The following is a 26,122-nucleotide window of genomic DNA, read 5'->3' on the forward strand; positions in this document are numbered from 1 at the left end:
TTTGCAGTCGGTACGATCCTAATGGCGGGCACGCAGCGGCCGAACCAATTTGTTTGGCTAAGCTTTTGAGGAAAGCGGGTTAAGCGAACTGCCTGCGTCTGCGCGAAACGGGATCGCCTTCACTGATGCATGCCGATCTCACAGGAATGATCGAGCAATCCTTCCGCCGTACCGCTGCCATCGTCGAGTTCGAGCCCGCTATTCACGACGAGCCAGCCGTCGTTATCCGATGGGCCCGCGCCCGTCACGAGGATGGTCTGCTGCGCCATCGCATCGCTGCCTTGACGGTCGCGCGCGACGATGCGAAACGGGTCGCTGTCGCCCGTCAGCGAGAGGACGCGCATCACGCGATACCGGTTGCCGTCGAGCGTCGTCCATTGCCATTTGCCCGGCTCCGCCGTGCGGTAGCGCGCGAGGTCCTTGATGATGCCGTCGTGCATGCAGTCCATATGGATATGCAACTGCTGCTGCGTGCGGCGGTACTTCGAGTTGATTTCGAGTCCGAGCTGATTGGGCGGGAACGTCAGGCCGATGCGCGAGCCGACATACTGCCGCGCATTCCACGCATCGGCCCAATACTCGGGCGCATGGGTGTCGAGCACGCTCGGGCTTTCGATACCCATCACGCGGTCCGTCGGAATCAGCAGATATTGCGTGTTGCCGTTGATGTCCTTCAGGATCGCATAGCGTTTCGAGAGATCGACGGTCGTGCAGAAGCCGGGGCTGCCGGACGCGCGCGCAGCAGGTACGCATTGACGGTTGACGATCGACCAGAGCGCATTGGGGTCGGCGGCCGCGATGATCGCGCAGCCCGATGTGCAAAGCGCGACGGCCAGCGCGGCCAGGTGTCGAAGACGTGGTCGGATCATTGCAGCGTGTGGATGTCAGATGGTGGGCGCCGGAACCGCGCCGAGCACCGCCTCGAATGCGATGCCGATCGCGAGCAGCCGCCGGTCGCTGCCGAGCGGCCCATCGATTTCGATGCCCACGGGCAAGCCGTCGCGCGTCAGGCCCGCAGGCAGCGACAGGCCCGGAATGCCCGCGTTGCTCGCGGGATCGGTATTGCGCAAGTAGGCGGTCATTTCGTCGATGGCAGGGGCGCCGTCGATCGACACGACGGACGAGCCGTTCACTTCGTCGAGCGGCGCCGCGACGAGCCGCGTGGTCGGGAAGATCAGTGCGTCGAGGCGCCCGGAAGCGAACGTGTCCGCGTAATGCTGCTGCAATCGCGGACGCCAGAGAGACATGGCGTCGTGATACTGCTGCGCGAGCGCATGCGCCATCACCACGTCGTACACGTCACGCACATCGGGGCTCGCGATGTGCGCCGCGACTTGGGCGATGGTCTTGACGGGCGCATCGTTCGCGACGAGATACTCGCGCACGTCGTCGAACGCTTCGTGAATCGCAACCGGGCCGCCTGTCTGGTCATTCAGGTGCAGCAACTCCGGCATGTGGACGGGCACGAACGTGACACCCGCCGCTTCGAGCTTCTTGAGCGCGGCGCGCGCGGCGTCTTCCGTCGCGTGTTCCAGATCGGCCCACAGCGGCGAAGGCAAGCCGATGCGCAGCGCCGACAGCTGCACGTCGGGCAAGGCCGTGTCGCCCGTGATCACGCCGTCGAGCAGTGCGACGTCCGCGACGGTGCGCGCCATCGGCCCGACGGTATCGCGCGTATGGCTGATGGGAACCACGGCTTGCGGATCGTGATAGCGGCGCTCGCCGCCGCCATTGCCGACGGACGGGCGAAAGCCGGCGATGCCCGTAAGCGCGGCGGGAATGCGCGTCGAGCCGCCCGTATCGCTGCCGAGCCCCGCCGTCGACATGCGCGCGGCAACGGCAACGGCCGTGCCGCCCGACGAGCCGCCCGCGATCAGCGACGGGTCGTACGGGTTGCGCACCGGGCCTGCGTGCGAGGCCAGATTCGTGCTGGTGATGCCGAACGCGAGTTCGTGCATGTTGGTCTTGCCGAGCACGATCGCGCCCGCATCGACGAGCTTGCGCACGGAAGGCGCGTCGGTCTTCGGCTTGAAGCCGTCGAGCGCGGGCGTGCCGGCTGAAGTCAGCAGCCCCGCCGTGTTGATGTTGTCCTTGATGACGACGGGCAGCCCGGCGAGCGGAAGGCGGGCTTTCTCGTCGGGCGTCAATGCGTCGATGCGCTTCGCGGCGGCCAGCGCGCCTTCCATGTCGAGCGCCGTGAACGCGTTGAGCGTCGCGAGCGCGGCGGCGCGCGCGAGCAGCGTCGCGACGTAATCGGTTGCATTGAGCCGGCCCGACTGGATGGCGGCGACGGCTTGCGTTGCCGTCAGCGCGAGTTGTTCATCGACGGTCCATCGCATGTAGTGTGTCCCCCTCGGTTCGACGGCGCGTTGCGCCGCGCGACGTGTCGTGAATGCGCCCGTGCCCGAGCGCGCGGCACGCTTACTTGCGCGTGAACAGCAGCGCGAGGCGCGCGAGCCTCGGAACGAGCGTCGGACGAACGAGCCGTGTGTCGTAGCCGCTCATTCGTTGGTCGTTTTCCTGAAGGCAGAGTTCGATCAGCTGACGCGCCGAGAGCGCCTGGCCGATCGTCGAACTATTGGCAGCCAGAAAGTTCGAGTCGTGCGCGACGCCGTCGGCATCGATGCCCTTCGCGATCGCGACGCGGTCCCAGATCAGCTTGATCCAGATTGCGCCGACACGCAACGCATGCCACGGACGCCGCCACCACGGCATCGTGCGCCGATACCACGCGACCCAGTTGACGAAAAAAAGAATGTGGCGCGCTTCTTCCTGGATCACGGGCTCGAATGTTTCGACCAGTTCTGCCGGGAAATAGCCCGACAGCTGCGCGGAGCGAAACAGCCCGAACGCGAAGAAGCTGTCGATGCACTCGCTGTAGCCGGTGAACATCCACGCCCATTCGGCGTCGCGCGGCGCGGGGTAATGGGGCTCGGGCGCGAGCTTGATGCCGTACGCGGCGACGAGCCGGGACAAAACGTGCTTGTGGCGCGCCTCTTCGGCCGCGTCCATTTCGATTGCTTCGCGCACCAAAGGGTCTTGCACCTGGGCCGCATATGTGGCGACCCGGATCGACGCGCGGCCTTCCGTCTGCACGGCGATGTCCCAGATGGGCAGCGACGTGATGCGCTTGAGCGCGTCGGCGGGCAATGGCGGCCAGTCGATGACGGCTGGCTTGTACGGGTTGTGAGTTTCCAGCAGCATCCGGCAGAACATCTGCTTGTGTTCTTCGGAGCCGATGGGCATGCGCGCGTGTCCGTGGAACGTCCAGTGACGCAGCGCGCGATCGTGATCGGCTTCTGTTATCAGGGTGTCGGACATGACAGGCGAATACTTTGGCGAGTTATTCCGCCTATTCTGTCATACCCCGTCAATCTGTGGCGTGGAGCGGGCGCTTACCGTAGTGCCGCACGCATTTTCGCGCTGCGCGGCGTGAAAAATTGCAATGCAGTATTGCGCTCACTGCTGACTGTCGACCCACAGGCGCCCCCAGCGAAACGCATACGCGAGCGCGTGTTCTTCGTCGAAGAAGTAGTCGAGCGCGTCGAACGAATACGCGTGTCCGTCGTTGGCGGCCGTGGCCTTTTCGATCGTGAGATTCGCTGCGAAGAGCCCGTTGGGCAGGCGCTGCGCAGCGGGGGCTACTTCATAGCCTTTGTAGCGGATGTGTCGGTTCATCGGTTTCATGTTCGATCGCCTCCCCGCGGCGGATTGCGCGCAGCGCGGCGATCAGTCGAGTGAAGCGGGCAGGGACTAGCGTAGGCTGTGCCGTGTAGCGCGTGAACCAATCTTTCGTCGCAAGCAAATCACGGGTGGCCGGGAACGGTCTTCGAAGATCTGGATGTGGCGTTATCGCGTGCGTTGTCGCGATCATCGGGCGGCGAGGGGGCCGTGTCTGTTGTTTGGGCCACGATGGCGGGCCCAGGTGTGTTGGCGAGCGCACGCAGCGCGCGTGCGTCAACAGGGCCGCACGCTGTCAGCCTGGCGATGGGGCAGACCGAAGTGCATGGCGCGCATGTGTGAATGCGATGCGCCGCCGCATCGCGCTACTTTGCGACGGCGTCGGTCGGCACTCGTGTCAGTTCGCGAGTGCGAGCGCCTTGCGGGTGTGCGTTTCGTCGGCGGGGTCCGGCGTCGCGGCGGCCAGATGCGATGCGGCGCTCGCGTGCTGCAAGTGTTGCGAGTGCGAGCGGAACGCGAGCGCGAATTGCGCGGCCTGCTGGCCGACCATCGACAGCTGTTCGACGACCTTCGGATCGGAGCACGTATCGGCCGTATCGAAGCGTGTTTCGAGCGTATTGATGCCCGCGCCGAACGGCGTCGGCCAGCCGCGCAGCGCGTGCACGATCGAGCGCAGCGACGTCAGCACCGAGCCCGCCGCCTGCCATCCATACGCGGTGACGATGCAGCCGACTGCACGGCCGTCGAGATAGGGCCGCGCTTCGCCGCGCAATTCTTCGAGCGTATCGAGCGCGTTCTTCACGAGACCCGACACGCCGCCGTGATAGCCGGGCGTCGCGATGACGAGGGCATCGGCGTGACGGACGGCCTCGATGAGCTCGAGCTGTTCGTCGGTGCGATGCGTGCTTTCGGGCGCATAGTGCGGCAGGCTATGCAGGAACGTGCCGCCGAAGAGGCGCGTGCGCGCGCCGGCCTGCTCCGCGCCGCGCAGTGCGAATCCGAGCGCGCGCTCGGTGGACGACGCGGCGCGCGTGGTGCCGCCGATGCCGATCACGAGCGGGCGGCGGTTCTGATCGAAACGGGTCAACTGGATGCTCCTTGCTGCTGTGACGGCTGGCCGGATGCACGGTCGACAACTGACGTGTTTTCCATGCGAACGGCGCGTGAACCTGAACTGCCATCTTAGTGACCGATGGTAGCAGCGCGAAACGACTTTTTGTTCTAACGATATAACGGGGAAAGGGTTTTTGGCCGCGCCCCGCCGGGTGGAATGCTTGTGCGAAAGGCTTCGTTGGCGGACACGGGGACGGGCGTTATGATGGGCCCGTCTCCTCCATGAAAACTCCTTGACATGGGATTGGCCCCGGCTCGAAACGGACCGGGGCATTTTTTTTGCGCGCTTTCGAATGCGCGCGATGTGCGATCAATGCGTGCGGCAGCGCAAAGGGCAGGCAACGGACAGGCCTATTGCGGCATCGGCACGATCCGCTGCACGGCGAGCGAGTTGTCCTGCGCCGTTTGCTCGCGCGCGTCGGGCGTGACGCACACGTCGTCTCCCTGAAACGCCTCGCGCCATACGAAGCCGTTCTTGCAGGTGTTCGGCCCGTATGCGCCGCCTGTCGGCGAGCGGTTGTCGGCGGCGGCCCTGTTTTCAGCGTAGACGCGCGCCTGCGTATCGGGCGTCACGCAGATGCGGTCGCCGGGCCGCGCCTGTCGCCACACGTAGCCCTTGATGCACGCGCCGCGCAGATGCGCGCGCCGTTGCAGCTCGACCCTCGATATGACGCCACTCGCGGCGGGACGATCGACGGCAACGGAAGCCGGCGATGCGAGCGCGTCCTCGACGGCGGGCGCGTGCTGGCTGGAACCCGACATCTTGAGCAGCACGGCGCCCGTCAGTCCCACGGCGGCCAGCGCGCCGACGATCGGCAGCAGCCGCGTGCGCCGCTTCGTCTCAACCGGCTTTTCGGGAGCAGGCGGCGCGGCAGGCGTCGTGTCCTTCTCTGCGCCCGCATGCCCGCGCAATGCGTTGATCAGCAGTTGCACGTCGCTGTCCCATCTCGCGTGCGTCAGCTCGATCGAATTGCGATAGGCGAGATCCTTGATGTCGTCGGGCAGGTCGGCTTCCTGCGGCATCGTCGCGCCTTGCACGAGCACGGGGATCAGCGTCACGCCGCGCTTGAGCGCCGACGACGTTTCGAGCCGCACGAAGTCGTTCGGATTGTCGAGCCGCCGCTTGCCGTCCTTGCCGGTAACGGTGAGCCACGTGCGTCCGATCAGCGAGAGCACGACGCCGCACTGGTCGATATTCGTCTCGATCGCGCGCCGGAAATCGGCGCCCGGTTCGATCGTCGCGACGTCCATGAACACCATCTGCTCGCCGAACACTTCGCGCAACGATTCGAACAGACGCCCCGCCTGGCCTTCCGAGTCTTCGCGCCTATAACTGATGAAAATGGGCCGCATCGAACGATTCCTCCCTCAACGGGTTGAACGGCGAGCCGAACCTGCAATTCAAAGCCTTTTCATTAAAGCAGAGCGATGCGTGTCGTGTCAGGAATGCAAGCGGGCATCCCCGCCCGCAATGCGGACGTTATGTGCGGCAGCCAACCGACCGCGCCGCGCAAAGCGGATAAGGCTTTCCGGCCGATGCGCGCATGGCGTTGGATATGTCCGTTGTGTTCAATGCGTTCAATGCGTTCGATGCGGCCGATGCGGCCGATGCGTCCGATGCGTCCGATGCCGCGTTGCGCGTGAACGAATGCTTCTGCGAGGCGTTCGCGCAAGGCCATATCGAATGCGCGCGGTTCCTGGAGATCGAATCGGATGACGGCCGACGTGGCAGACCAGGTCGTGCTTTTCTCCGGCCACATGATCGATGCGCCGGGGCGGCCCATCGAGCGCTTTCCGGAGAGACTCGCGCCGCGCGTCGCGCAGGCGATCGGCGACGAGCTGGACGCGATACGCGCCGGCGGCGCGGATATCGGACTGTGCGGCGCCGCTTGCGGAAGCGATCTGCTGTTCGCCGTCGCGGCGCTCGAACGGCATATGACGTTGCGCATTCATCTGCCTTTCGACGAGCGAGCGTTCATCGAGCGCTCCGTTGCGATCGGCGGCGAGCGATGGGTCGAGCTTTATCGACGCGTCACGGAGGCGGCGACCTGCATCGTTGCCGACGACGTGCTGGGTCCGCTGCCGCCGGGCGCCGATCCGTTCACGCGCAACAATCTGCTGATGCTGTCGGAAGCGAGGCGGTTCGGCGCGCGAGCGTTCGCGTTCGTGTGCGTGTGGGACGGTCAGCCCGGCGACGGGCCGGGCGGCACCGCGCATCTGGCTAGCGCCGTGCGGGCGGCTCACGGCGAAGTGCGCATCATCGATATCCGTGCGCTTGCACCTGGGCCGGGAGCATGACGCACGAGCTTCGTTTCCGCGCGCAATGATCGCCCTAAACGGCGGGTGAAAAGCCAACTTCGGACGCGCTACCAGACCCCGCACGCCGCGCTCTGTTCGGCATCGCGCAAAATCCGCAAACTCACCTTGGCAAGTCAGCCCGCTTTGCTATGCTCATTGAAGCCTGGGCAAGCCTGCCGATCGCCCAGGCGCAGACGCGCTGCGCGCACGCGCCGGATTTTCGCGCTCATCGGGAGCCTCGCCATGAATGCGTTCGACACGCTGCTTGCGCAAACCCTCAGCTCGCCCGATCTGCTCTCGGACACCGCAGGCAACGAAGAGCGCCAGGCGTACGACGAGGAGCATCCCGTCACGCTGCCCGTGCGCCGCGCCGCATTGCCTGCGATTTCCGACCGGGCCGTCGAGCTGATCGTCACGTTCGAGGTCACGAGCGAGGCCGTGTACAACCGGCTCTACGTGCATCCCGTCTGGCCGCAAGGGCAATCGGGATGCACGATCGGCGTCGGCTATGACCTGGGCTACGTGGACGCCCAACGGATGACGGCCGACTGGAACGCCGCGCAACTGGCCGCCGCCGACATCGCGCTGCTCGCGCGCGTATGCGGGCTCAAGGGCACGGCCGCGCAACAGGCGCTCGCGAACGTGAGGTCGGTGAACGTGCCGTTCGCGGCGGCGAACACGGTGTTCAGGCAGGTGACGCTGCAACGCACGATTGCGCAGACGATTGCCGCGCTGCCCAAAGCCGATCAGTTGAAACCCGATTGCCTCGGTGCGCTGGTCTCGCTCGTCTACAACCGTGGCGCGTCGTTCGCGGCCGCGGGCGACCGCTACACCGAAATGCGCGCGATCGCAGCCGACGTCGCCAACGGCAATCTCGCCGACATCCCGGCGCAGTTCCGCGCGATGAAGCGGCTGTGGCAGAACCAGCCGAACATGCAGGGCCTCGTGCGCCGCCGCGAGCTGGAGGCGCTGCTGTTCGAACAGGGATTGAGCAGCTGACACGCCCGCTGTCGACGAACCGCGGCGGGTTCGCGCAACGACGGGCCCGATGGAGCGAAGCGTGCAAAACATCGAAGGGGCCGTGCCGCCGGACGTGCTCGCGGGGCTGCCGCAAGAGCGCGCGCCCGCTGCCGCCGACGACAGGCTGCTGAAGATCAGCGTCATCAACGGCAATCTGCAGTTCATCCAGGAGCCGCTCCTGATCGGGCACTACCGCGATGCGTCGCTGACGGGCGTTGAGCGCGTCGTCGACGATCTGATCGGCGGCGCGTTGAGCACGTCGATCCGTCTCGGGCGCTATCCGCAGCATCTCGGCAGCCAGCAGGTGTTCGTCAACGCGGGCTTCCGTTCGCCACATCCGTTCCGCCTGCCACGGCCCGCGGGGCTGATCGTCGTCGGGCTCGGCAGCGAGGGACAGCTTCGCGCGAGCGACCTCGCGACGACCGTGCGCCTCGGCGTGATTGCGTGGGCGCAGCGACTGGCCGAGAACGAGGAGCAATGCGCGGAGCCGTTCTCGCTCGCGGCGACGCTGATCGGCAGCGGCGGCACGGGCATTGCGCCCGGCCAGGCGGCGCGGCTCGTTGCCGAAGGGGTGCGCGACGCAAACCTGCGGCTCGCGAGCACCGACTGGCCGTGCGTTCGGCACCTGCGGCTGATCGAGCTGTACCTCGACCGCTCGGCGGAAGCGTGGCGCTCGCTGAAGCTGCTCGAACAGGCGAGCCCCGAGTGCTACGAGATCGACGACACCATCCTGCCTTCGACGGGCGCGCTGCTGCGGCCTCTGGACAGCAGCTATCGCGGCGCCGACTACGATCTGATCAGCGCCGTCACGCAGATCGACGCGTCGGGCGACACCAACATCGTGTACACGCTCGACACGCGCCGCGCGCGCACGGAAGTCCGCGCGACGGCGACGCAAGGGCGTCTGCTTGCGCAACTCGTGAAGGCGGCGTCGAGCGCCGACAACGACGACGCGAATATCGGCCAGGTGCTCTATCAGCTGATCGTTCCGCGCGAGATGCGGCCGTTTCTTGCGGGCGGATCGGAGATGCAGATCGAAGTCGACAGCGGCACGGCGGGCATTCCGTGGGAAATGCTCGACACGTCCGCGAACGCGTTGCAGCGCAATGCCGATTCGCCAAGGCCGTGGGCGATACGCGCGAAGCTGCTGCGCAAGCTGCGCATCGGCGATTTTCGACATCGCGTCGACGATGCGCCGCGCGACGCGCAGGTTCTCGTGATCGGCGAGCCGTACTGCAACGACCCGCGCTATCCGGCGCTGCCGGGCGCGCGGCAGGAAGCGCAGGCGATCGCCAACCTGTTGCGCGAGAAGATCGGCGCGGCGCGCGTGACGGGGCTTGTCGCCGCATCGGACGGCGAGCGTGGACCGGACGCGCGCAACATCATCAGCACGCTGCTCGAACGCGACTGGCGCGTGCTGCACATCTCGGGACACGGCGAGCCGCCCGCCGACGACGCAAGCCCGGTCGATGCCGGCGACGACCGTCTGCGCGGCGTGGTGCTGTCCGACGGCATCTTTCTCGGGCCGCGCGAGATCGGCATGTTGCAGCGCACGCCCGAACTCGTGTTCGTGAACTGCTGCTATCTCGCCGCGCGCAGCGGCGATCAGCTGCTGAAGGCTGCGGACGTGCCCGTCTACGACAGGCCGCGTTATGCCGCGAATGTCGCCGAGGCGCTGATCCGGATCGGCGTGAAGTGCGTGATCGCGTCGGGCTGGGCCGTCGACGACGAGCCCGCGCAACAGTTCGCGACCACTTTCTACCGGCAGATTCTCGAAGGCGAGCGCTTTCTGGATGCCGTCGCTGTCGCGCGCGACGCGGCGTGGCTGTGCGGCGGCAACACGTGGGCCGCGTACCAGTGCTACGGCGACGCGAACTGGACGCTCGAACCGGCATCGGGCAGCATGGGCGCGCGCGAGCGCACGGCCGAGGACCGTTATTCGGGCATCGCATCGTCTGTGTCGTTGATCCTCGCGCTCGAAGAACTGGAGACGAGCGCGCGCTTCGACGCGTCGGGCTCGCCGGACCGGCTGCGCTATCTCGACGAGCGTTTCGGCTCGCGCTGGGGCATGCAGGGCGACGTCGCGGAGGCGTTCGGCAGGGCATGGGCCGCGTGGCGGATCGAAGAGAAGGCGGTCGAGTGGTACGAGCGGGCCGTGCGCGCGGGCGACGGCCGCACGACGTTCGCGGCGACCGATCAGCTCGCGAACCTGCAGGCGCGGCTCGCGTGGACCACGCTGAAGGCGAAGGCGGCGCAGGGTGTCGAGAGCGTCGTATCCGCATCCGATATCGACGCCGCGCGCAGCCAGGTCGAAAACAGCATCGCGCTGCTTCAGTCGCTGCTCGACGTGCGGCGCACGGTCGACCGTTTGAGCATTTGCGCGGCGGCGTACAAGCGGATCGCGCTCGTCGAGCGGATCGCGGGCGACGAAGCAGCGGAGTCGGCGGCGATCGGCAAGATGCTCGCGCTGTATCGGGAGGCCGAGCAGCTCGGCGATGCGCAAGGCGACGCCGCGACGTTCTATCCGCTGATCAACCGGCTCGCGGCCGAACTGTTGCTGCGCATGGGCGCGTCGTCAGCGGACGGGTTCGACGCCGCGTCCGTCGACAGGCTGAGGCACATGCTCGAGCAGTGCGCGCATGGGGAACCGGACTTCTGGAACATCTCGGCGATGACGGAGCTGCGGATCTACGAGAGCCTCGCGGCGAAGCAGCTCGAAGCGAGCCTTGACGCGATCCGCGCGGATTTCGTCGATCTGCACACGCGCGTGCCGTCGAGAAGCAACTGGAGCTCCGTGCTCGATCAATACGATTTCGTGCTCTACCCGTATGCGAACCAGCCGGCTATCGCAGACGGCGAGAAAGCGGCTGTCTCGCAGTTGCTCGACATGCTCAGGCAATGGGTGCACGAGGACCAGCCGTCGCAGCCGCAGCCGTCGGCGTGAGCGCTCGTCGTGTTCGTCGCGTCCGTTACGACAGATCGGGCAACGCGCTCAGATAGCTGCTCGTGAAGCTCGCCACCTTCTGTTGCAGCGTCGCCTGAACGGCGTCGAGCACCGACAGGTTGATCTGCGCCGTCGTCGAGAAGCGCTTGAGGTTCGCCTCGTTGCTCTGCACCTTGATGAACAGCACTTGCGTGATCGTCATGCTCGCCGCCAGCGAAAACGCCATCAGCGATACGCTGAGGTCGCCCGCTTCAGTCGGCTCGGCGAGCGCGATCTGGAAGCTCGCCGTGTTCGCGCGGCGGCTTTCGCGATTGAAGAGCGTGATCCACGGCGTCGACGTATCCATCGAACGCAGCGCCTTCAGCGTCGCCTCGATCAGCGGCGCGGCAGCGACGGCGCCCGGCCCGAGCAGCAGCGCCGCGACGGCCATGATCGCTTCGTGCACGTCGAGTCCCGCCTCGCCCGATACGTAGTCCGTCATCTCGCAGCTTTCGACGCGCCATCCGAGATTCGACAGCACGCCGCCATAGCCGCGATACCAGTTCTGCGTGTCGTCGGGCGAAACCCCTTGGTGCTTGAGGATCAGTTGCGCGAGCAACAGCGAGTCCGCGACGGCCTGGCGCCGGTTCGCCGGAACGCCCGACTTGAACGACACCACGCCCGAGCCCGCGACGATCGCCTGGTCCTTGCTCGCGTCGAACGTCGGCGGCTGAAGGTTCGACGTGCCGGGATCGGCGCCGCGCCGGCGCTGGTCGGGCAGAACGGCACCCGTCACGAAGGCGGTCGCCTGCTCGGCGGTGGCAGTGGTCATGACGATGCTCCTCGGCGGATGGGACGGGTCGACGGTTCGGCGCGTGCGGCGTATGTGGCTCGTGCGGCGTATGAGGCGTATGTCGCGCATGCGGCCAGCGGCGACACGTTTCATCAGGTTAGGTCATCGATGCCGATTGGGCGGTGTTTTTTTCTGCTTCGATACCGGTCCAACACACGGTCCAACACGCGGTTCACCATGCGATCCGCTTTTGTTATCGGCCCATCCAAACCTCGGATTGTTCCCGTATCGGGCACCGATTTATATTGCGTACACCGAGGGCCGTCACTGACCACGGACCCACAACGAAGAATGTACGGCACATCAAGACCGCGCATCGGGAACATTGGAGCAAGCATGAATCGTATCGATCTGGAGGGCCGTGTCGTCGTCATTACAGGCGGCGCGCGGGGTATCGGCTATGCGGTCGCGCAGCGCGCACTGCGCTCGGGCGCGAGCGTCTCGCTGTGGGACAGGGACAGCGAACGGCTCGCGCGCAGTGAGCGCGAACTCGGCGAACCCGTCGGCGAACACGGCAAGGTCTCCGCCGTCACCGTCGATCAAACGAAAGAAGCCGAGATCGACGCCGCCGTCAGCAAGACGCTCGCCGCGCACGGCGCGATCGACGTGTTGATCAACTGCGCGGGCATCACGGGCGGCAACGGCACGACGTGGGAACTCGACCCGGATGTATGGCGGCAGGTGATCGACGTCAATCTGATCGGCCCGTATCTCGTGTGCCGCGCGGTCGTTCCGCAGATGCTGAAGCAGGGCTACGGGCGCATCGTCAATATCGCGTCGGTGGCGGCCAAGGAGGGCAATCCGAACGCGTCGCATTACAGCGCGTCGAAGGCGGGGCTGATCGGCCTCACCAAATCGCTCGGCAAGGAACTCGCGACGAAGAACATTCTCGTCAATGCTGTCACGCCCGCTGCCGCCAAAACAGAAATCTTCGATTCGATGTCGCAGCAGCACATCGACTACATGCTCTCGAAGATACCAATGAACCGCTTCCTGCTGCCTGAAGAAGCGGCATCGCTGATTCTGTGGCTGTCGTCGGAAGACTGCGCGTTCAGCACGGGCGCGGTGTTCGATCTGTCGGGCGGACGCGCGACCTATTGAGCGTGTCGCGTCGCCACGCGCAGTCACTTCGAGAAGAACAACAGCGGCACATGCATGCCGTCGCGCGCTCGCGCGAGACAGGAGACACCAGGAGACACGATGAACCGGACACCACCCGAATCCATCGACGGCATCGTCGGCCAGGTCATGCGGCGGCTGTTGCCGTTCCTGCTACTGATGTACGTACTCGCGTTTCTCGACCGCGCGAACATCGGCTTTGCGCAGAAAGCGTTGCAGCACGATACGGGCATCTCGAACGCGGCGTTTGCGTTCGGCGCGGGCGTGATCTTCGTCGGCTATGCGCTCTTCGAGGTGCCGAGCAATCTGCTGCTGCATCGCGTCGGCGCGCGGCTTTGGATGTGCCGGATCATGGTCACGTGGGGCATCGTGTCGGCGGCGATGAGTCTTGCGCATACGGCGACCGCCTTCTACACGCTGCGCTTCCTGCTGGGCGTCGCGGAAGCGGGCTTCTTTCCCGGCGTCATCTATTACCTCACGCGCTGGTTTCCGCAAGCTGCACGCGGGCGTGCCGTCGGCGTGTTCTATTTCGGCGCGCCGCTCGCGTTCATGTTCGGCAGTCCGCTGTCGGGCCTTCTGCTCGATCTGCACGGCGTGCTGGGCCTCGCTGGCTGGCAGTGGCTGTTCCTGATCGAGGGCGGGCTCGCGTCGATAGTCGGCGTGTGGGCGTTCTTCTATCTCGACGACCGGCCCGACGACGCCAAGTGGCTCACGCCCGGCGCGCGCAAAACGTTGAGCGCGGCACTCGACGACGACGCCCGCGTCGCCGCTGCGCATGGCCCGCGCAACATCGTCGCGGCGCTCGTGGACAGGCGCGTGCTGCTGCTGTCCGCGATCTATCTGCTGATCCAGATGAGCGTCTATGGCGTGATCTTCTATCTGCCGCAGCAAGTGGCCGCGCTGATGGGCGAGTCGGTGGGCCTGCGCGTCGGTCTTGTCACTGCGGTGCCGTGGATCTGCGCGCTCGCGCTAACCTGGATCGTGCCGCGCCGGGCCGATCGTACGGGCGCGCACCGAAGCTGGGCCGTCGCGCTGCTGGTGCTCGCGGGCTGCGGCATCGGCGTGTCGGGTCTCGCGCATAGTCCGCTCGTCGCCTTGCTCGCGCTGTGCTGCGCGGCGAGCGGCTTCATCGCCGCGCAGCCGCTCTTCTGGACGTTCCCGACGCGCTATCTGACGGGCGCGGCGGCCGCGGGCGGGATCGCGCTGATCAATTCGCTCGGCAGCCTCGGCGGTTTCATCGCGCCGACGCTGCGCACGAGTGCCGAGCATGCGTTCCAGTCGACGTCGGCGGGGCTGCTGTTGCTGGGCGCGGCGAGCCTCTTCGCCGCGCTGCTGATCGGCACGGCGGTCCGCGTTCGCACCGGGCGCGAAACGCCCGCTTTCCCGCAACCCATTCACCGCGTCCGCTGACACAAGGGCGCGCGCAAACCACGAACGGAGCTCTAGAACATGGCGATGCCCACTATCCGGCACGTGCGTGCCTTCGTCGTCCGCGGCGGCGGCGCGGACTATCACGACCAGGCCGACGGACACTGGATCGACGACCACATCTCGACGCCGATGGCGCGTTATCCCGAGTACCGGCAAAGCCGCCAGTCGTTCGGCATCAACGTGCTGGGCACGCTGGTCGTCGAGATCGAAGCGAGCGACGGCACTGTCGGCTTCGCGGTGACGACGGGCGGCGAGATCGGCGCGTTCATCGTCGAGAAGCATCTCGCGCGCTTTCTCGAAGGGCAGCCAGTGACCGACATTGAAAAAATGTGGGATCAGATGTACTTCTCGACGCTCTACTACGGACGCAAAGGCATCGTGCTCAACACGATTTCGGGTGTCGATCTCGCACTGTGGGATCTGCTCGCGAAAGTGCGCAAGGAGCCCGTGTATCAACTATTGGGCGGACCCGTGCGCGACGAGCTTCAGTTCTATGCGACGGGCGCGCGGCCCGATCTCGCGAAGCAGATGGGGTTCATCGGCGGCAAGCTGCCGTTGCAGCATGGTCCCGCTGAAGGCGAAGCGGGCCTGAAACAGAACATCGACAAGCTCGCGGATATGCGCAGCCGCGTCGGCAGCGACTTCTGGCTGATGTACGACTGCTGGATGAGCCTCGACGTCACCTACGCGACGAAGCTCGCGAAGGCCGCGCACGAGCACGGGCTCAAGTGGATCGAAGAAGCGCTGCCGCCCGACGACTATTGGGGATACGCCGAACTGCGCCGCAATGTGCCGCGCGGCATGATGGTGTCGACGGGCGAGCACGAAGCGACGCGCTGGGGCTTCCGGATGCTGCTCGAAATGAACTGCTGCGATCTGATTCAGCCGGACGTGGGCTGGTGCGGCGGCATCACCGAGCTGATCAAGATTTCCGCGCTCGCCGATGCGCACAACGTGATGGTCGTGCCGCACGGCTCGTCGGTGTACAGCTATCACTTCGTCGTCACGCGCCACAACTCGCCGTTCGCCGAGTTTCTGATGATGGCGCCGAAGGCCGATCAGGTCGTGCCGATGTTCACGCCGTTGCTGCTCGACGAGCCCGTGCCCGTCAACGGCCGCATGAAGGTGCCCGATACGCCGGGTTTCGGCGTGCGCCTGAATCCCGAGTGCAAGCTCGAGCGGCCTTATCAGCATTGATCCACACGTCGATTGAAGGAGAGGCACGTGCTGCTGAAAGACAAGTCGGTGATCGTCACGGGCGGTTCGCGCGGCATCGGTCGTGCGATCGCGGTGGCGTGCGCGAAAGAGGGCGCCGATGTGGCGATCAACTATTGGGGCGACAATGACGCGTCGTATAACCGGCGTTCCGCCGTCGAGGAAGTGGTCGGCGAAATCGAGGCATTGGGGCGGCGCGTGATCGCCGTCGAAGGCAACGTCGCGGCGAAAGAGACGGGCCCCGAACTCGTGCACCGCACGGTCGCCGCGTTCGGCAAGGTCGACGTGCTCGCGAGCAACGCGGGCATCTGCCCGTTCCATGCGTTTCTCGACATGCCCGCTGACGTGCTCGAAACCACTGTCGCCGTGAATCTGAACGGCGCGTTCTTCGTTACGCAGGCGGCCGCGCAGCAGATGAAGACGCAGGGCACGGGCGGCGCGATCGTCGCGACGAGTTCGATCAGCGCGCTCGTCGGCGGCGGCATGCAGACGCATTACACGCCGACCAAGGCGGGCGTCCATTCGCTGATGCAGTCGTGTGCGATTGCGCTCGGGCCTTATGGCATCCGCTGCAATTCGGTGATGCCCGGCACGATCGCGACCGATCTGAACGCCGAAGACCTCGCCGACGAAGCGAAGAAAGCGTACTTCGAGAAGCGCATTCCGCTGGGCCGTTTAGGCCGTCCGGAAGACGTCGCCGATTGCGTGGTGTTTCTCGCGTCGGACCGCGCGCGGTATGTGACGGGCGCGGCGCTGCTTGTCGATGGTGGGCTTTTTGTCAATCTTCAATAGTGGGTTGTGTCTGTTGGTATTTTTTGCCTCTTCGCGTGCATCCGCGATGCGCCTCGCGGCGCGGGCGTTGCCCCTGTGCGGGGCGGCACCTACTTTTCTTTGCCGCCGCAAAGAAAAGTAGGCAAAAGAAAGCCGCTCACACCGCCAGTGCTTGACGATTACCCACGGGCTCTCAACGTCCCCGTGTTTCGCGCGGCAGTGTACTAACTTATGTTCGTTGCCGACGTTCTGGCTAAACGCCTGACGCGCTTCATGCACTAGTGGCACGGCCAAGGGTATCGAATGTTCCAGCGCCGCATGCCGGTAGTGAATGCAGGTTGCTGTGTCGCACAGGGGAACGCCCGCACTATGCGGCGTATCGCGTAGCGAGGGTGTCCTGTGCGGCGCGAAGGCCTACACACAGTTTGCCGCAAAGGGGCACGGGAATCTTCGATGTCGCGGGCTGCAACGCGGGTGCATGAAGCAGGTGAGGCGTTCAGATAGTGCGCTGGCAACGAACATGAGCCATATGTGCTGCCGGTTGAAGAATGGGGACGTTGAGAGCCCGTGGGTAATCGTCAAGCACTGGCGGTGTTAGCCCGCTTTCTTTTGCCTACTTTTCTTTGCGGCGGCAAAGAAAAGTAGGTGCCGCCCCGCACAGGGGCAACCTTCGCGCCGGTAGGCGTATCGCGGATGCCCGCTAAGGGCGAAGCAAACGAACGCAATCGCGGGCGAAGCAAACGAACGCAATCGCGGATGCCCGCGATAAGGGCAAGAAAACAGCGTCGCAGACAACAAAAAAACTCAAACCGCCAAGGTCTCCTCACCCGCAAGCCGGTGCGAATGCACGCGCAACAGCTCGACGAAGCGCTGTGCCGGTTCGGCCAGCGCTTCATTCTTGCGCGTGAGGATACCGAAGCCCGCGAGGCTCTTGCCGATCTCGACGGGCAGCGCGACCAGCAGCTTGCCGCGCACGTGATCGCGCACGACGGACTCCGGCAGCATCGCGACGGCGTCGTAGTTTTCGAGCAGTTGCAGCGTCGCGAAGATCGACGCGCATTCCGTCAGGTTCGCGGGCGTGCCGAGTCCCGCGCGCGCCAGTTCTTCTTCGAACAGCATGCGCGCCGGACTCGTGATCGGCTGCGCGACCCACGGCCAGGCCATCAGCTCGGGCAGCGTGATCGACGCGCGCTTCGCAAGCGGATGCACGGCGCGCACGACCAGCACGAGCGTCTCGCGCGCGAGCGGCTCGAAGCCGAAGTCGTTGTGCTGCAGCGGATCGGTCAGACGCCCGAGCGCCAGATCGATTTCGCGGCGATGCAGCAACTGCACGACCTGATCGCTCGTTTCGCCGAGGATGCACACGTGCAGCAGCGGCCTTTCGGTTTTCAGCGCGGCGACGGCCATCGCTAGCAGATCGGGCGCGGCGCCCATGATCGCGCCGACGGTCAGTTGCCCGTGGCCGCCTTTGCGCTTCATGTCGAGGTCTTCGGCAAAGCGCGTGAGGTCCGCGAGCGCGCGCCGCGCGTAGGCGAGCGTGACGACGCCGAGCGGCGTCGGCTGCATGCCGCGCGCGTTGCGCTCGAACAGCAGAAAGCCGAGCGCTTCTTCGATGTCGCCGAGCATGCGGCTCGCGCTAGGCTGCGCGACATTGATGGCGTCTGCGGCCTGATGGACGTTGCGGGCGTCGTCGAGGGCGACGAGCAGCGCAAGATGCTTGAACTTGAGCCGGTTGACGAGGGCGACGGTGGCGGCGTTCTGGCTCATGAAAGGTCGGCAGTATGGGACAGTTAGCGATTCGGTTTGCGTATCGCCCAATCCCAACAACGGATTGAGATGCTATCGACGCCCGAATTATAGTCGCATCGAGACGCTTCCTCAGAGAGCGCAACGTATAAATGAACAAGAGTGGAGACACGCCCGGCATGGAGACAATCGCTTTCCGGATGGTGCTGAATCCCGGCATGCGCGACGAGTACGAGCGCCGGCATCGGGAGATCTGGCCTGAGCTCATCGATGCGCTGCATCAGGCGGGCGTGCGCGACTACCGCATCTTTCTCGACGAAGGCACACAGCATCTGTTCGCGATCCTGACGCGCACGGCCGATCATTCGATGGAGCGTCTTCCCGAACTCCCCGTGATGCGCAAATGGTGGGATTACATGGCCGACATCATGCAGACGGCGCCCGACCATACACCATTGCAAGAGCCGCTCGTTCCCGTATTCGAGTTGCAGCATCCCTTCAACTGATTCGCGACGCTCGCCGCGCACATGCGACGGCGACGAAGGACGCGCCATGAAAGTTGTCGACCCGCACATTCACCTGTGGGATCTGAAGACGCATCACTACCCGTGGCTCGCCGATCCGGGCGTGTCGTTCGCCGGCGATGCGCGCGATCTGAAGCACGATTATCTGATCGCCGATCTGCTCAACGACGCGGGCGAGATCGAACTGCTCAAGTGTGTGCACGTCGAGGCGAATCACGATCCCGCCGATCCCGTCGAAGAGACGCGCTGGCTGCAATCGGTTGCGCAGGCGCCGGGCTCGCGCTCGATGCCGAACGGCATCGTCGCGGGCGTCGATCTGTCGGCGAAGAACGCCGCCCAGATACTCGAACGACACGCGGCGTTCGCCAACACGCGCGGCGTGCGGCAGATCCTCAACGTACACCGCGACAAGCTGTATGACTACGTCGGCCGTCATTTCATGCGCGAAGCAGCGTGGCGCGAAAACTTCGCGTTGCTGCGCCGATACGGAATGTCGTTCGACATGCAGCTCTATCCGTCGCAGATGGAAGAGGCGGCCGCGCTCGCGAACGAGCATCACGACACGCAGTTCATCGTCAATCACGCGGGCATGTTCGTCGATCGCAATAGCGTCGCGGGCTATCGAGCATGGCGTGAAGGGATGAAGACGCTGGCGCAATGCCCGAACGTCACGGTGAAGATCAGCGGCCTTGCGATGTTCGATCATCAGTGGACGGTCGAAAGCCTGCGCCCTTATGTGCTCGAAACCATCGACACGTTCGGCGTCGAGCGCGCGATGTTCGCATCGAACTTTCCGGTGGACGGGCAGTTCGGCGCGTATGGCGACTTGTGGCGCGCGTATGCGTCGATCGTCGGCGCGGCGAGCGACGCGGAGAAGCACGCGCTCTTCGTGCACAACGCCGAACGGCTCTATCGCATCTGAAGCATCGAAGCATCGAAGCATCCGACAAACACGCGGTCGCAGCATGAAGGAGGAGAGGGTGCAGCAACACACTCAGGAAGTGCCGAGGCTGGAATTGCGGCACGCGAGCAAATCGTTCGGGCGAGTGCGCGCGTTGTCGGACGGCGAGCTCGTGCTATGGCCCGGCGAAGTGCACGCGCTGCTCGGCGAAAACGGTGCGGGCAAGTCGACGCTCGTGAAGATTCTCGCTGGCGTGCATCAGCCCGATACGGGCGAGCTTCGCATCGACGGCATCGAGCGCCGCTTCGCGACACCCGCCGAGGCGCGCGATGCGGGACTCGCCGTCATCTATCAGGAACCGACGCTGTTCTTCGATCTGTCGATTGCCGAGAACATCTTCATGGGACGGCAGCCTGTCGATCGCTTCGGGCGCATCCAGCACGACGCGATGCGCCGCGAAGTCGACAGCCTGCTCGCGTCGCTCGGCGTCGATCTGCGCGCGGACCGTCTCGTGCGCGGGCTGTCGATCGCCGACCAGCAGGTGATCGAGATTGCGAAGGCGCTGTCGCTGAACGCGAACGTGCTGATCATGGACGAGCCGACGGCCGCGCTGTCGCTGCCCGAAGTCGAGCGGCTCTTTGCGATCGTGCGCAAGCTGCGCGAGCGCGATGTCGCGATCCTGTTCATCACGCATCGGCTCGATGAAGTGTTTGCGCTGACGCAGCATGTGACGATCATGCGCGACGGAGCGAAAGTATTCGATGCGCCGACGTCGGAGATGACGACGGAATCGGTGGTTGCGAAGATGGTCGGGCGCGATCTGGAGACGTTCTACCCGAAGGCCGACGTGAAGCCCGGCGACGTGCGGCTGTCAGTGCGCAACCTGACGCGCATCGGCGTGTTCAAGGATGTGTCATTCGACGTGCGCGCGGGCGAAATCGTCGCGCTCGCGGGGCTCGTCGGCGCGGGCCGCAGCGAAGTGGCGCGCGCGATCTTCGGCATCGATCCCATCGACTCGGGCGACGTGCATATCGTGGGCAAGCGCCTGAAAACGGGCAATCCCGCTGCGGCTGTCCGCGCGGGGCTCGCACTCGTCCCCGAAGACCGCCGTCAACAAGGGCTCGCGCTCGAACTGAGCATCGCGCGCAATGCGTCGATGACGGTGCTCGGACGCCTCGTGCGCCACGGGCTGATTTCGGCGCGCAGCGAAACGCAGCTCGCGACGCGTTGGGGCACGCGGCTACGGCTGAAGGCGAGCGATCCGTCCGCGCCCGTCGGTACGCTGTCGGGCGGCAATCAGCAGAAAGTGGTGCTCGGCAAATGGCTCGCGACGGGCCCGAAAGTGCTGATCATCGACGAGCCCACGCGCGGCATCGACGTCGGCGCAAAGGCTGAAGTGTATGGCGCGCTGTCCGAGCTCGTGCAGGAAGGCATGGCCGTGCTGATGATTTCGAGCGAGCTGCCCGAAGTGCTCGGCATGGCGGACCGCGTGCTGGTGATGCACGAAGGCCGCATCAGCGCGGAGATCGCGCGTGCCGACGCGAGCGAAGAGCGCATCATGAGCGCGGCACTCGGACAATCGGCGGCATTACTGGGGCGCGCAGCATGATCCGGCATTCGACCACTTCACACGCTCCCTCACGCGCGGCGCCCATCGCGCACGCACCGCTGCAACACGCGCGCACGGGCCCTGGCGGCTTCGTCTCGACAATCGCGAAGAGTCGCGAGACGACGCTCTTCATCGTGCTGACCCTGCTGATACTGGGCACGTCGCTCGCGCGGCCGCAGTTCGTGAATCTGCAGAATCTGCGCGACGTGCTGCTCAATGTGTCGATCATCAGTTTGCTCACGGCGGGCATGACGGTCGTGATCCTGATGCGGCATATCGATCTGTCCGTCGGCTCGACGGTCGGGATCAGCGCGTATGCCGTCGGCAGCCTGTACGTCGCGTTTCCGCATATGCCCGTGCTCGTGGCGCTCGTTGCGGGCGTCGCGATCGGGCTCGTCGCGGGCGGCATCAATGCGCTGCTGATCGCGGTGGGGCGCGTACCGTCCCTCGTCGCGACGCTCTCGACGCTCTACATCTTCCGTGGTGCCGACTACGCGTGGGTGCACGGTGGCCAGATCAACGCGACGAGCCTGCCCGATGCGTACTCGCGTCTCGCGACGGGCACGCTGCTCGGCATTCCGACGCTCGCGCTGATCGCAGCCGTAGTGCTGCTCGCGCTGTCGTTCTATCTGAAGCATTTTCGCGCAGGACGCGAGCATTACGCGATCGGCTCGAATCCTGAGGCGGCGCGGCTCGCGGGCGTCAACGTCGAACGTCGCGTGATGTCGGGCTTCTTGTTGTCGGGCGCGATCGCCGGTTTTGCGGGCGCGTTGTGGCTCGCGCGCTTCGGCACCGTCGACGCGAGCACCGCGAAAGGGATCGAACTTCAGGTGGTGGCGGCCGCCGTGGTCGGCAGCGTGGCGATCACGGGCGGCGTCGGCACGATACTCGGCGCGACGCTGGGCGCGCTCGTGCTCGGCGTGATCAGCATTGCGCTCGTCGTGCTGCACGTGTCGCCGTTCTGGGAGCAGGCAATCGAAGGCGCGCTGATCGTCGCGGCCATCGCCGCCGATACGCTGCTTGCCCGTTCCGTCGCCAAACGCATGATGAGGAAACGCGATCATGGCTAAACCCGATTCCGCGCTGCTCACGCGCAAGCGCGAAACGCCGCTGCGCTGGGAAACGTTGCTCGTCATCGTGCTGCTCGCGTCGCTCGGGCTGGGGCGCGTGCTATCGCCCGTGTTTCTGACGGGCGCGAATCTCAGCAACGTGCTCGCCGATCTGACCGAGATTGCGCTGATGGCGCTGCCGATGACGCTGATCATCGTCGCGGCGGAAATCGATCTGTCCGTGGCGTCGGTGCTCGGCGCGTCGAGCGCGCTGATGGGTGTGCTGTGGCACATGAGCCTGCCGATGCCCGTCGTGATCGCGCTCGTGCTGCTTTTCGGCATGCTTGCGGGGCTGCTCAACGGGCTCGTGATCGTGAAGTTGAATCTGCCTTCGCTCGCAGTGACGATCGGCACGCTCGCGCTGTTTCGCGGGCTCGCGTATGTACTGCTCGGCGATCAGGCCGTCGCGGATTTTCCGGCGGGCTATACCGCGTTCGGCATGGATACGCTGGGCGGCACGTTCATTCCGCTGCCGTTCGTGATCGTTATCGTGTGTGCCGTGCTCTTCACCGTGCTGCTGCAGGCGACGGCATTCGGCCGCAGCCTCTATGCGATCGGCGCGAACTCGACGGCGGCCGCGTTCTCGGGCATCGAGGTCGCGAAAGTGCGGCTGCGTCTCTTCGTATTGTCGGGGCTGGTGAGCGCGCTCGCGGGCATCGTCTACACGCTGCGCTTCACGAGCGCGCGTGGCGACAACGGCGAAGGCTTCGAGCTGTCGGTGATCGCGGCCGTGCTGTTCGGCGGCGTGAGCATTTTCGGCGGGCGCGGATCGATGGTCGGCGTGCTGCTGTCGCTGTTGATCATCGGCGTGCTGAAGAATGCGTTGACGCTCGACGACGTTTCCAGCGAAACGCTGACCATCGTGACGGGCGCGCTGCTGCTCGCATCGGTGCTGATCCCGAACGTGGTCGCGCGCTGGCGCGCAATGCGCGACCGCAAGCTGATCGCGACGCAAACGAAGGCCATTCCGTAAGAAGAAGGTAGAAGAGGCGTCAGACGGGCAACGTGTTCAATCGACAAACCCGGACAGCACAAGTCCGATCCACCACCAGGAGACAACACATGAACAGACCACTGCGTCACGCGGGAGCGCTGATGCTCTGCGCGGCCTTGCTGGGCATCAGCGCCGCAGCGGGCGCGGCCGGCATCAAGTCCGGCCTGAAGATCGCGTTCGTGCCGAAGCAGATCAACAACCCGTACGAAGTGATCGCCGACGACGGCGGCATGGCCGCGATCAAGGAGTTCAACGGCGCGGGCAAGGTGGTGGGACCGTCGGACGCGGGCGCTTCGTCGCAGGTGTCGTACATCAACACGCTGACGACGCAGCGTCAGGACGCGATCGTGATCGCGGCGAACGACGCGAACGCGCTCGTGCCGTATCTGAAAAAGGCGATGTCGCAAGGCATCAAGGTCGTGACGTTCGACTCGGATACGGCGCCCGAAGGCCGCCAGCTGTTCGTGAATCAGGCGAACGCGGAGAGCATCGGGCGCGGCCAGATCCAGCTGGTGTCGAAGCTGATGGGCGGCGAGGGCGAGTTTGCGATCCTGTCCGCGACGCCGAACGCGACCAACCAGAACACGTGGATCAAATGGATGCAGGAGGAACTGAAAAAGCCCGAGTATTCGAAGATGAAGCTCGTGAAGATCGCGTACGGCAACGACGACGATCAGAAGTCGTTCGTCGAGACGCAAGGGTTGTTGCAGGCGTATCCGAACCTGAAGGCGATCGTCGCGCCGACGTCGGTGGGGATTGCGGCCGCGGCACGGTATATCTCGTCGTCGTCGAGCAAGGGCAAGGTCGCCGTCACGGGCCTCGGCACGCCGAACCAGATGCGCGCGTTCGTCAAGAACGGCACCGTGAAGGCGTTCCAGCTGTGGGACCCGGGCCAGCTGGGCTATCTCGCGGCGTATGCGGCGGCCAGTCTCGCGTCGGGTGCGATCACAGGCAAAGAGGGTGAATCGTTCGACGCGGGCAAGCTCGGCAAGCGCACGATCGGCCCGCAAGGCGAGATCATTCTCGGACCGCCGACCACGTTCGACGCGAATAATATCGACAACTTCAACTTCTGACGCGTTTCAGTTTGCTTGACAGAAGAAAGGCCGCTTGCGCGATGCAAGCGGCCTTTTTCTTTGCTGCGCACGTTGTGAGCGCGACGCGACGCGCAGCAGCGTCAGGCGAGCCCGTGTTCGTGCGCGTATTTGACGAGATCGGCGTTCGTCTCCAGGCGGAGCTTTTTCATCGCCGTGCTCTTTTGCGTGGCGACCGTCGAGATCGACCGGTTCACCTGCCGCGCGATGTCGGTCAGCGATGCACCCGACGCGAAGTGACGTATCACTTCGAGCTCCTTCTTCGTCAGCATCGGCTTGCCGCTTTGCAGCGCGTCGCCGCCCAGACGACGCAACAGGCGTGCGCGGATCTTCTGCGAAAAGTAGGGCTCGCGATGGCTCGCCACTTCGCGTACCGCGGCCTGAAATTCCGCGATCCCCTCGGTCTTGTCGACGATGCCGGCCACGCCGGAGCGGGACAGCCGGATCAGCGTGTCGTCGTTATTCAGCATCGTGAACACGACGATGGGAATGCGCGGGCATTGCCTGCGCAGGCGAGCGATCAGCGCGAGTCCGTCGGTATCGCGCTGCGTGCTGTCCATCGAATAGTCCGTGACGATCAGGTCCCACTGGCCGCTGGACAGCGTCTCCAGCAGCTCCATTCCCGACTTCACGGCTGCGGTGACGGTAAAGCCGGGAAGGCTGCTTAGCGCGTTGATGACAGCATGTCGGATCACCGGGTGGTCATCGGCAATGGCAATCCTGAACTCGCGTGTGGCGTTCATGTTAGTAAGGCGGCGCGGTGCGGGCCCTGTGTCCGCTGCATGCGGAAGATTTGAGATGAAGACCTGCTGATCGGTGGTGACTTGTCCGCAGTTCTGAAGTGACGCGGATTCTATATCGCAGTGTGCCGACGAATCAAACGTATGTCGTAAGGATGCCGAAAATATACACGGACGAGCCGGTTCTATCGCAATCGTTAGAAATTTCGAATAAATCCGATACCGGAATGCACCGACGATCAGCATAATTTCGTCGGACGGTTCGAGGCACTTTCTGGTTGTGCAGATGCCGTCAAACAGTTTGCTGCTTCCCGATTCTATTTGTGAGAAAAAGATATGAAAGTCAAAAAGTCAGGATTGCTGATCGCGATGATCGTGGCTGCGGGCGCTGCGTTGCCGACGGCTTCGTTTGCGTCGGATGGGACGATTACGTTTACCGGCAATATCACGCCTAACACCTGCACGATCAGCGGTAACGGCGGCGGGCCGTCGTTCACGGTCCAGCTGCCGCCCGTATCGGTGGGGTCGTTTTCCTCCAGCAGCCCGGTTTCGGGCATCACGCCGTTCAACATCGCTCTGACCAACTGCACTCCGAGTACGGGCTCTGCCAGCGTGTACTTCGAGCCGGGTGCGAGCGTCGATTTGACGACCGGTCAACTGAAGAACATGACGGGAACGGCGACGAACGTCCAGGTTCAACTGCAAGACAGCGGCGACCAGAAGGTGGTCATCGGCGCGGGCTACAGCCCGAGCAACCAGAAATGGGTTTCCATCGTCAACGGCAGCGCGACGCTGATCTACAAGGCCGCGTATGCAATGACGGGTACGGTCGGTTCGGGCACCGTGAACACCACGACGATGTACTCGATCGTTTACCAGTAAGCAATTGCAGTCGCAGGTTCATATCTGCGTTCCTTGCGGCCGTCATCTGGATGAGCGACGGCCGCGAGAAATCCATGGCGAACTCAGTTTCGCCGGCCT

23 protein-coding genes are annotated in these 26,122 nt (G+C 64.9%); 14 read left to right on the forward strand and 9 right to left on the reverse strand.

Features of this window, described 5'->3' with window-relative positions; translation table 11 throughout:
* Positions 1-119 precede the first annotated feature (119 nt).
* From GCT13_RS06420 to GCT13_RS06445, 6 genes are all read right to left on the reverse strand, one after another.
* A complete protein-coding gene (locus GCT13_RS06420; RefSeq protein WP_152756031.1) occupies positions 120-869 on the reverse strand; it encodes a CDP-diacylglycerol diphosphatase in 750 nt (249 codons plus the stop codon).
* Between the two features lie 15 nt (positions 870-884).
* The gene (gene iaaH, locus GCT13_RS06425; protein ID WP_152756033.1) at positions 885-2,339 is read right to left on the reverse strand and encodes an indoleacetamide hydrolase; all 1,455 of its coding nucleotides are present in this window, start codon (positions 2,337-2,339) and stop codon (positions 885-887) included.
* 82 nt (positions 2,340-2,421) lie between these two features.
* The gene (locus GCT13_RS06430) at positions 2,422-3,321 is read right to left on the reverse strand and encodes a ferritin family protein (RefSeq protein WP_152756035.1); all 900 of its coding nucleotides are present in this window, start codon (positions 3,319-3,321) and stop codon (positions 2,422-2,424) included.
* A gap of 138 nt (positions 3,322-3,459) precedes the next feature.
* Positions 3,460-3,678, reverse strand: coding sequence for a transcriptional regulator (locus GCT13_RS06435; RefSeq protein ID WP_152756140.1), 219 nt, complete (start codon positions 3,676-3,678; stop codon positions 3,460-3,462).
* Between the two features lie 400 nt (positions 3,679-4,078).
* Positions 4,079-4,768, reverse strand: coding sequence for an NADPH-dependent FMN reductase (locus tag GCT13_RS06440; protein WP_152756037.1), 690 nt, complete (start codon positions 4,766-4,768; stop codon positions 4,079-4,081).
* A gap of 377 nt (positions 4,769-5,145) precedes the next feature.
* Positions 5,146-6,147 carry a toll/interleukin-1 receptor domain-containing protein gene (locus GCT13_RS06445; RefSeq protein WP_152756039.1) on the reverse strand — a complete coding sequence of 334 codons (1,002 nt, stop codon included), beginning with the start codon at positions 6,145-6,147 and terminating at the stop codon, positions 5,146-5,148.
* 360 nt (positions 6,148-6,507) lie between these two features.
* Between GCT13_RS06445 and GCT13_RS06450 the strand changes: the two genes are divergently transcribed.
* The 3 genes from GCT13_RS06450 (at position 6,508) to GCT13_RS06460 (ending at position 11,056) form a co-directional block, all read left to right on the forward strand.
* Positions 6,508-7,092: a hypothetical protein gene (locus GCT13_RS06450; RefSeq protein WP_152756042.1), complete on the forward strand. Its 585-nt coding sequence runs from the start codon at positions 6,508-6,510 to the stop codon at positions 7,090-7,092.
* Positions 7,093-7,335: 243 nt separating this feature from the next.
* Entirely contained in the window at positions 7,336-8,091 is a 756-nt protein-coding gene (locus GCT13_RS06455) for a glycoside hydrolase family protein (protein WP_152756044.1), read from the forward strand.
* A gap of 61 nt (positions 8,092-8,152) precedes the next feature.
* Positions 8,153-11,056 carry a CHAT domain-containing protein gene (locus GCT13_RS06460; protein WP_193727586.1) on the forward strand — a complete coding sequence of 968 codons (2,904 nt, stop codon included), beginning with the start codon at positions 8,153-8,155 and terminating at the stop codon, positions 11,054-11,056.
* Between the two features lie 25 nt (positions 11,057-11,081).
* On the opposite strand, the gene GCT13_RS06465 is transcribed toward GCT13_RS06460, so the two are convergent.
* On the reverse strand, positions 11,082-11,867 hold the full coding sequence (locus GCT13_RS06465; RefSeq protein ID WP_152756048.1) for a hypothetical protein: 786 nt from the start codon (positions 11,865-11,867) through the stop codon (positions 11,082-11,084).
* A 357-nt stretch (positions 11,868-12,224) separates the two neighbouring features.
* Between GCT13_RS06465 and GCT13_RS06470 the strand changes: the two genes are divergently transcribed.
* From GCT13_RS06470 to GCT13_RS06485, 4 genes are all read left to right on the forward strand, one after another.
* Complete coding sequence (locus GCT13_RS06470; protein WP_152756050.1) at positions 12,225-12,989, forward strand: SDR family NAD(P)-dependent oxidoreductase; 765 nt, start codon at positions 12,225-12,227, stop codon at positions 12,987-12,989.
* Positions 12,990-13,088: 99 nt separating this feature from the next.
* Positions 13,089-14,417, forward strand: a complete 1,329-nt coding sequence (locus GCT13_RS06475) for an MFS transporter (protein ID WP_152756052.1) — start codon at positions 13,089-13,091, stop codon at positions 14,415-14,417.
* Positions 14,418-14,456: 39 nt separating this feature from the next.
* On the forward strand, positions 14,457-15,635 hold the full coding sequence (rhmD, locus tag GCT13_RS06480; RefSeq protein ID WP_152756054.1) for an L-rhamnonate dehydratase: 1,179 nt from the start codon (positions 14,457-14,459) through the stop codon (positions 15,633-15,635).
* 27 nt (positions 15,636-15,662) lie between these two features.
* Complete coding sequence (locus GCT13_RS06485; RefSeq protein WP_321574214.1) at positions 15,663-16,445, forward strand: SDR family NAD(P)-dependent oxidoreductase; 783 nt, start codon at positions 15,663-15,665, stop codon at positions 16,443-16,445.
* Between the two features lie 783 nt (positions 16,446-17,228).
* On the opposite strand, the gene GCT13_RS06490 is transcribed toward GCT13_RS06485, so the two are convergent.
* On the reverse strand, positions 17,229-18,191 hold the full coding sequence (locus tag GCT13_RS06490) for a LysR family transcriptional regulator (protein WP_152756058.1): 963 nt from the start codon (positions 18,189-18,191) through the stop codon (positions 17,229-17,231).
* A 158-nt stretch (positions 18,192-18,349) separates the two neighbouring features.
* Between GCT13_RS06490 and GCT13_RS06495 the strand changes: the two genes are divergently transcribed.
* The 6 genes from GCT13_RS06495 (at position 18,350) to rhaS (ending at position 24,383) form a co-directional block, all read left to right on the forward strand.
* A complete protein-coding gene (locus GCT13_RS06495) occupies positions 18,350-18,676 on the forward strand; it encodes an L-rhamnose mutarotase (protein WP_152756060.1) in 327 nt (108 codons plus the stop codon).
* A 46-nt stretch (positions 18,677-18,722) separates the two neighbouring features.
* A complete protein-coding gene (locus GCT13_RS06500) occupies positions 18,723-19,616 on the forward strand; it encodes an amidohydrolase family protein (protein WP_152756062.1) in 894 nt (297 codons plus the stop codon).
* Positions 19,617-19,659: 43 nt separating this feature from the next.
* Complete coding sequence (locus tag GCT13_RS06505; RefSeq protein WP_152756064.1) at positions 19,660-21,204, forward strand: sugar ABC transporter ATP-binding protein; 1,545 nt, start codon at positions 19,660-19,662, stop codon at positions 21,202-21,204.
* Positions 21,201-22,274, forward strand: a complete 1,074-nt coding sequence (locus GCT13_RS06510; protein ID WP_152756066.1) for an ABC transporter permease — start codon at positions 21,201-21,203, stop codon at positions 22,272-22,274. The genes GCT13_RS06505 and GCT13_RS06510 overlap by 4 nt, the downstream gene beginning before the upstream one ends.
* Positions 22,267-23,286: an ABC transporter permease gene (locus GCT13_RS06515; RefSeq protein ID WP_152756068.1), complete on the forward strand. Its 1,020-nt coding sequence runs from the start codon at positions 22,267-22,269 to the stop codon at positions 23,284-23,286. The genes GCT13_RS06510 and GCT13_RS06515 overlap by 8 nt, the downstream gene beginning before the upstream one ends.
* An 89-nt stretch (positions 23,287-23,375) precedes the next feature.
* Positions 23,376-24,383: a rhamnose ABC transporter substrate-binding protein gene (gene rhaS, locus GCT13_RS06520; protein WP_087739263.1), complete on the forward strand. Its 1,008-nt coding sequence runs from the start codon at positions 23,376-23,378 to the stop codon at positions 24,381-24,383.
* Between the two features lie 101 nt (positions 24,384-24,484).
* On the opposite strand, the gene GCT13_RS06525 is transcribed toward rhaS, so the two are convergent.
* The gene (locus GCT13_RS06525; protein WP_152756070.1) at positions 24,485-25,144 is read right to left on the reverse strand and encodes a response regulator transcription factor; all 660 of its coding nucleotides are present in this window, start codon (positions 25,142-25,144) and stop codon (positions 24,485-24,487) included.
* A gap of 333 nt (positions 25,145-25,477) precedes the next feature.
* Between GCT13_RS06525 and GCT13_RS06530 the strand changes: the two genes are divergently transcribed.
* The gene (locus tag GCT13_RS06530; protein WP_152756072.1) at positions 25,478-26,023 is read left to right on the forward strand and encodes a fimbrial protein; all 546 of its coding nucleotides are present in this window, start codon (positions 25,478-25,480) and stop codon (positions 26,021-26,023) included.
* The last annotated feature ends 99 nt before the right edge of the window (positions 26,024-26,122 follow it).

The organism is Paraburkholderia franconis, assembly GCF_009362735.1.
In the GTDB taxonomy this organism is placed as follows: Bacteria; Pseudomonadota; Gammaproteobacteria; order Burkholderiales; family Burkholderiaceae; genus Paraburkholderia; species Paraburkholderia franconis.

Excerpts from the sequence above, each read along its gene's own strand:
- GCT13_RS06420 (WP_152756031.1), bottom strand. The coding sequence starts at position 869 with ATGATCCGACCACGTCTTCGACACCTGGCCGCGCTGGCCGTCGCGCTT.
- iaaH (WP_152756033.1), bottom strand. The coding sequence starts at position 2,339 with ATGCGATGGACCGTCGATGAACAACTCGCGCTGACGGCAACGCAAGCC.
- GCT13_RS06430 (WP_152756035.1), bottom strand. The coding sequence starts at position 3,321 with ATGTCCGACACCCTGATAACAGAAGCCGATCACGATCGCGCGCTGCGT.
- GCT13_RS06435 (WP_152756140.1), bottom strand. The coding sequence starts at position 3,678 with ATGAACCGACACATCCGCTACAAAGGCTATGAAGTAGCCCCCGCTGCG.
- GCT13_RS06445 (WP_152756039.1), bottom strand. The coding sequence starts at position 6,147 with ATGCGGCCCATTTTCATCAGTTATAGGCGCGAAGACTCGGAAGGCCAG.
- GCT13_RS06450 (WP_152756042.1), top strand. The coding sequence starts at position 6,508 with ATGACGGCCGACGTGGCAGACCAGGTCGTGCTTTTCTCCGGCCACATG.
- GCT13_RS06455 (WP_152756044.1), top strand. The coding sequence starts at position 7,336 with ATGAATGCGTTCGACACGCTGCTTGCGCAAACCCTCAGCTCGCCCGAT.
- GCT13_RS06465 (WP_152756048.1), bottom strand. The coding sequence starts at position 11,867 with ATGACCACTGCCACCGCCGAGCAGGCGACCGCCTTCGTGACGGGTGCC.
- GCT13_RS06470 (WP_152756050.1), top strand. The coding sequence starts at position 12,225 with ATGAATCGTATCGATCTGGAGGGCCGTGTCGTCGTCATTACAGGCGGC.
- GCT13_RS06475 (WP_152756052.1), top strand. The coding sequence starts at position 13,089 with ATGAACCGGACACCACCCGAATCCATCGACGGCATCGTCGGCCAGGTC.
- rhmD (WP_152756054.1), top strand. The coding sequence starts at position 14,457 with ATGGCGATGCCCACTATCCGGCACGTGCGTGCCTTCGTCGTCCGCGGC.
- GCT13_RS06490 (WP_152756058.1), bottom strand. The coding sequence starts at position 18,191 with ATGAGCCAGAACGCCGCCACCGTCGCCCTCGTCAACCGGCTCAAGTTC.
- GCT13_RS06495 (WP_152756060.1), top strand. The coding sequence starts at position 18,350 with ATGGAGACAATCGCTTTCCGGATGGTGCTGAATCCCGGCATGCGCGAC.
- GCT13_RS06500 (WP_152756062.1), top strand. The coding sequence starts at position 18,723 with ATGAAAGTTGTCGACCCGCACATTCACCTGTGGGATCTGAAGACGCAT.
- GCT13_RS06505 (WP_152756064.1), top strand. The coding sequence starts at position 19,660 with ATGAAGGAGGAGAGGGTGCAGCAACACACTCAGGAAGTGCCGAGGCTG.
- GCT13_RS06510 (WP_152756066.1), top strand. The coding sequence starts at position 21,201 with ATGATCCGGCATTCGACCACTTCACACGCTCCCTCACGCGCGGCGCCC.
- GCT13_RS06515 (WP_152756068.1), top strand. The coding sequence starts at position 22,267 with ATGGCTAAACCCGATTCCGCGCTGCTCACGCGCAAGCGCGAAACGCCG.
- rhaS (WP_087739263.1), top strand. The coding sequence starts at position 23,376 with ATGAACAGACCACTGCGTCACGCGGGAGCGCTGATGCTCTGCGCGGCC.
- GCT13_RS06525 (WP_152756070.1), bottom strand. The coding sequence starts at position 25,144 with ATGAACGCCACACGCGAGTTCAGGATTGCCATTGCCGATGACCACCCG.
- GCT13_RS06530 (WP_152756072.1), top strand. The coding sequence starts at position 25,478 with ATGAAAGTCAAAAAGTCAGGATTGCTGATCGCGATGATCGTGGCTGCG.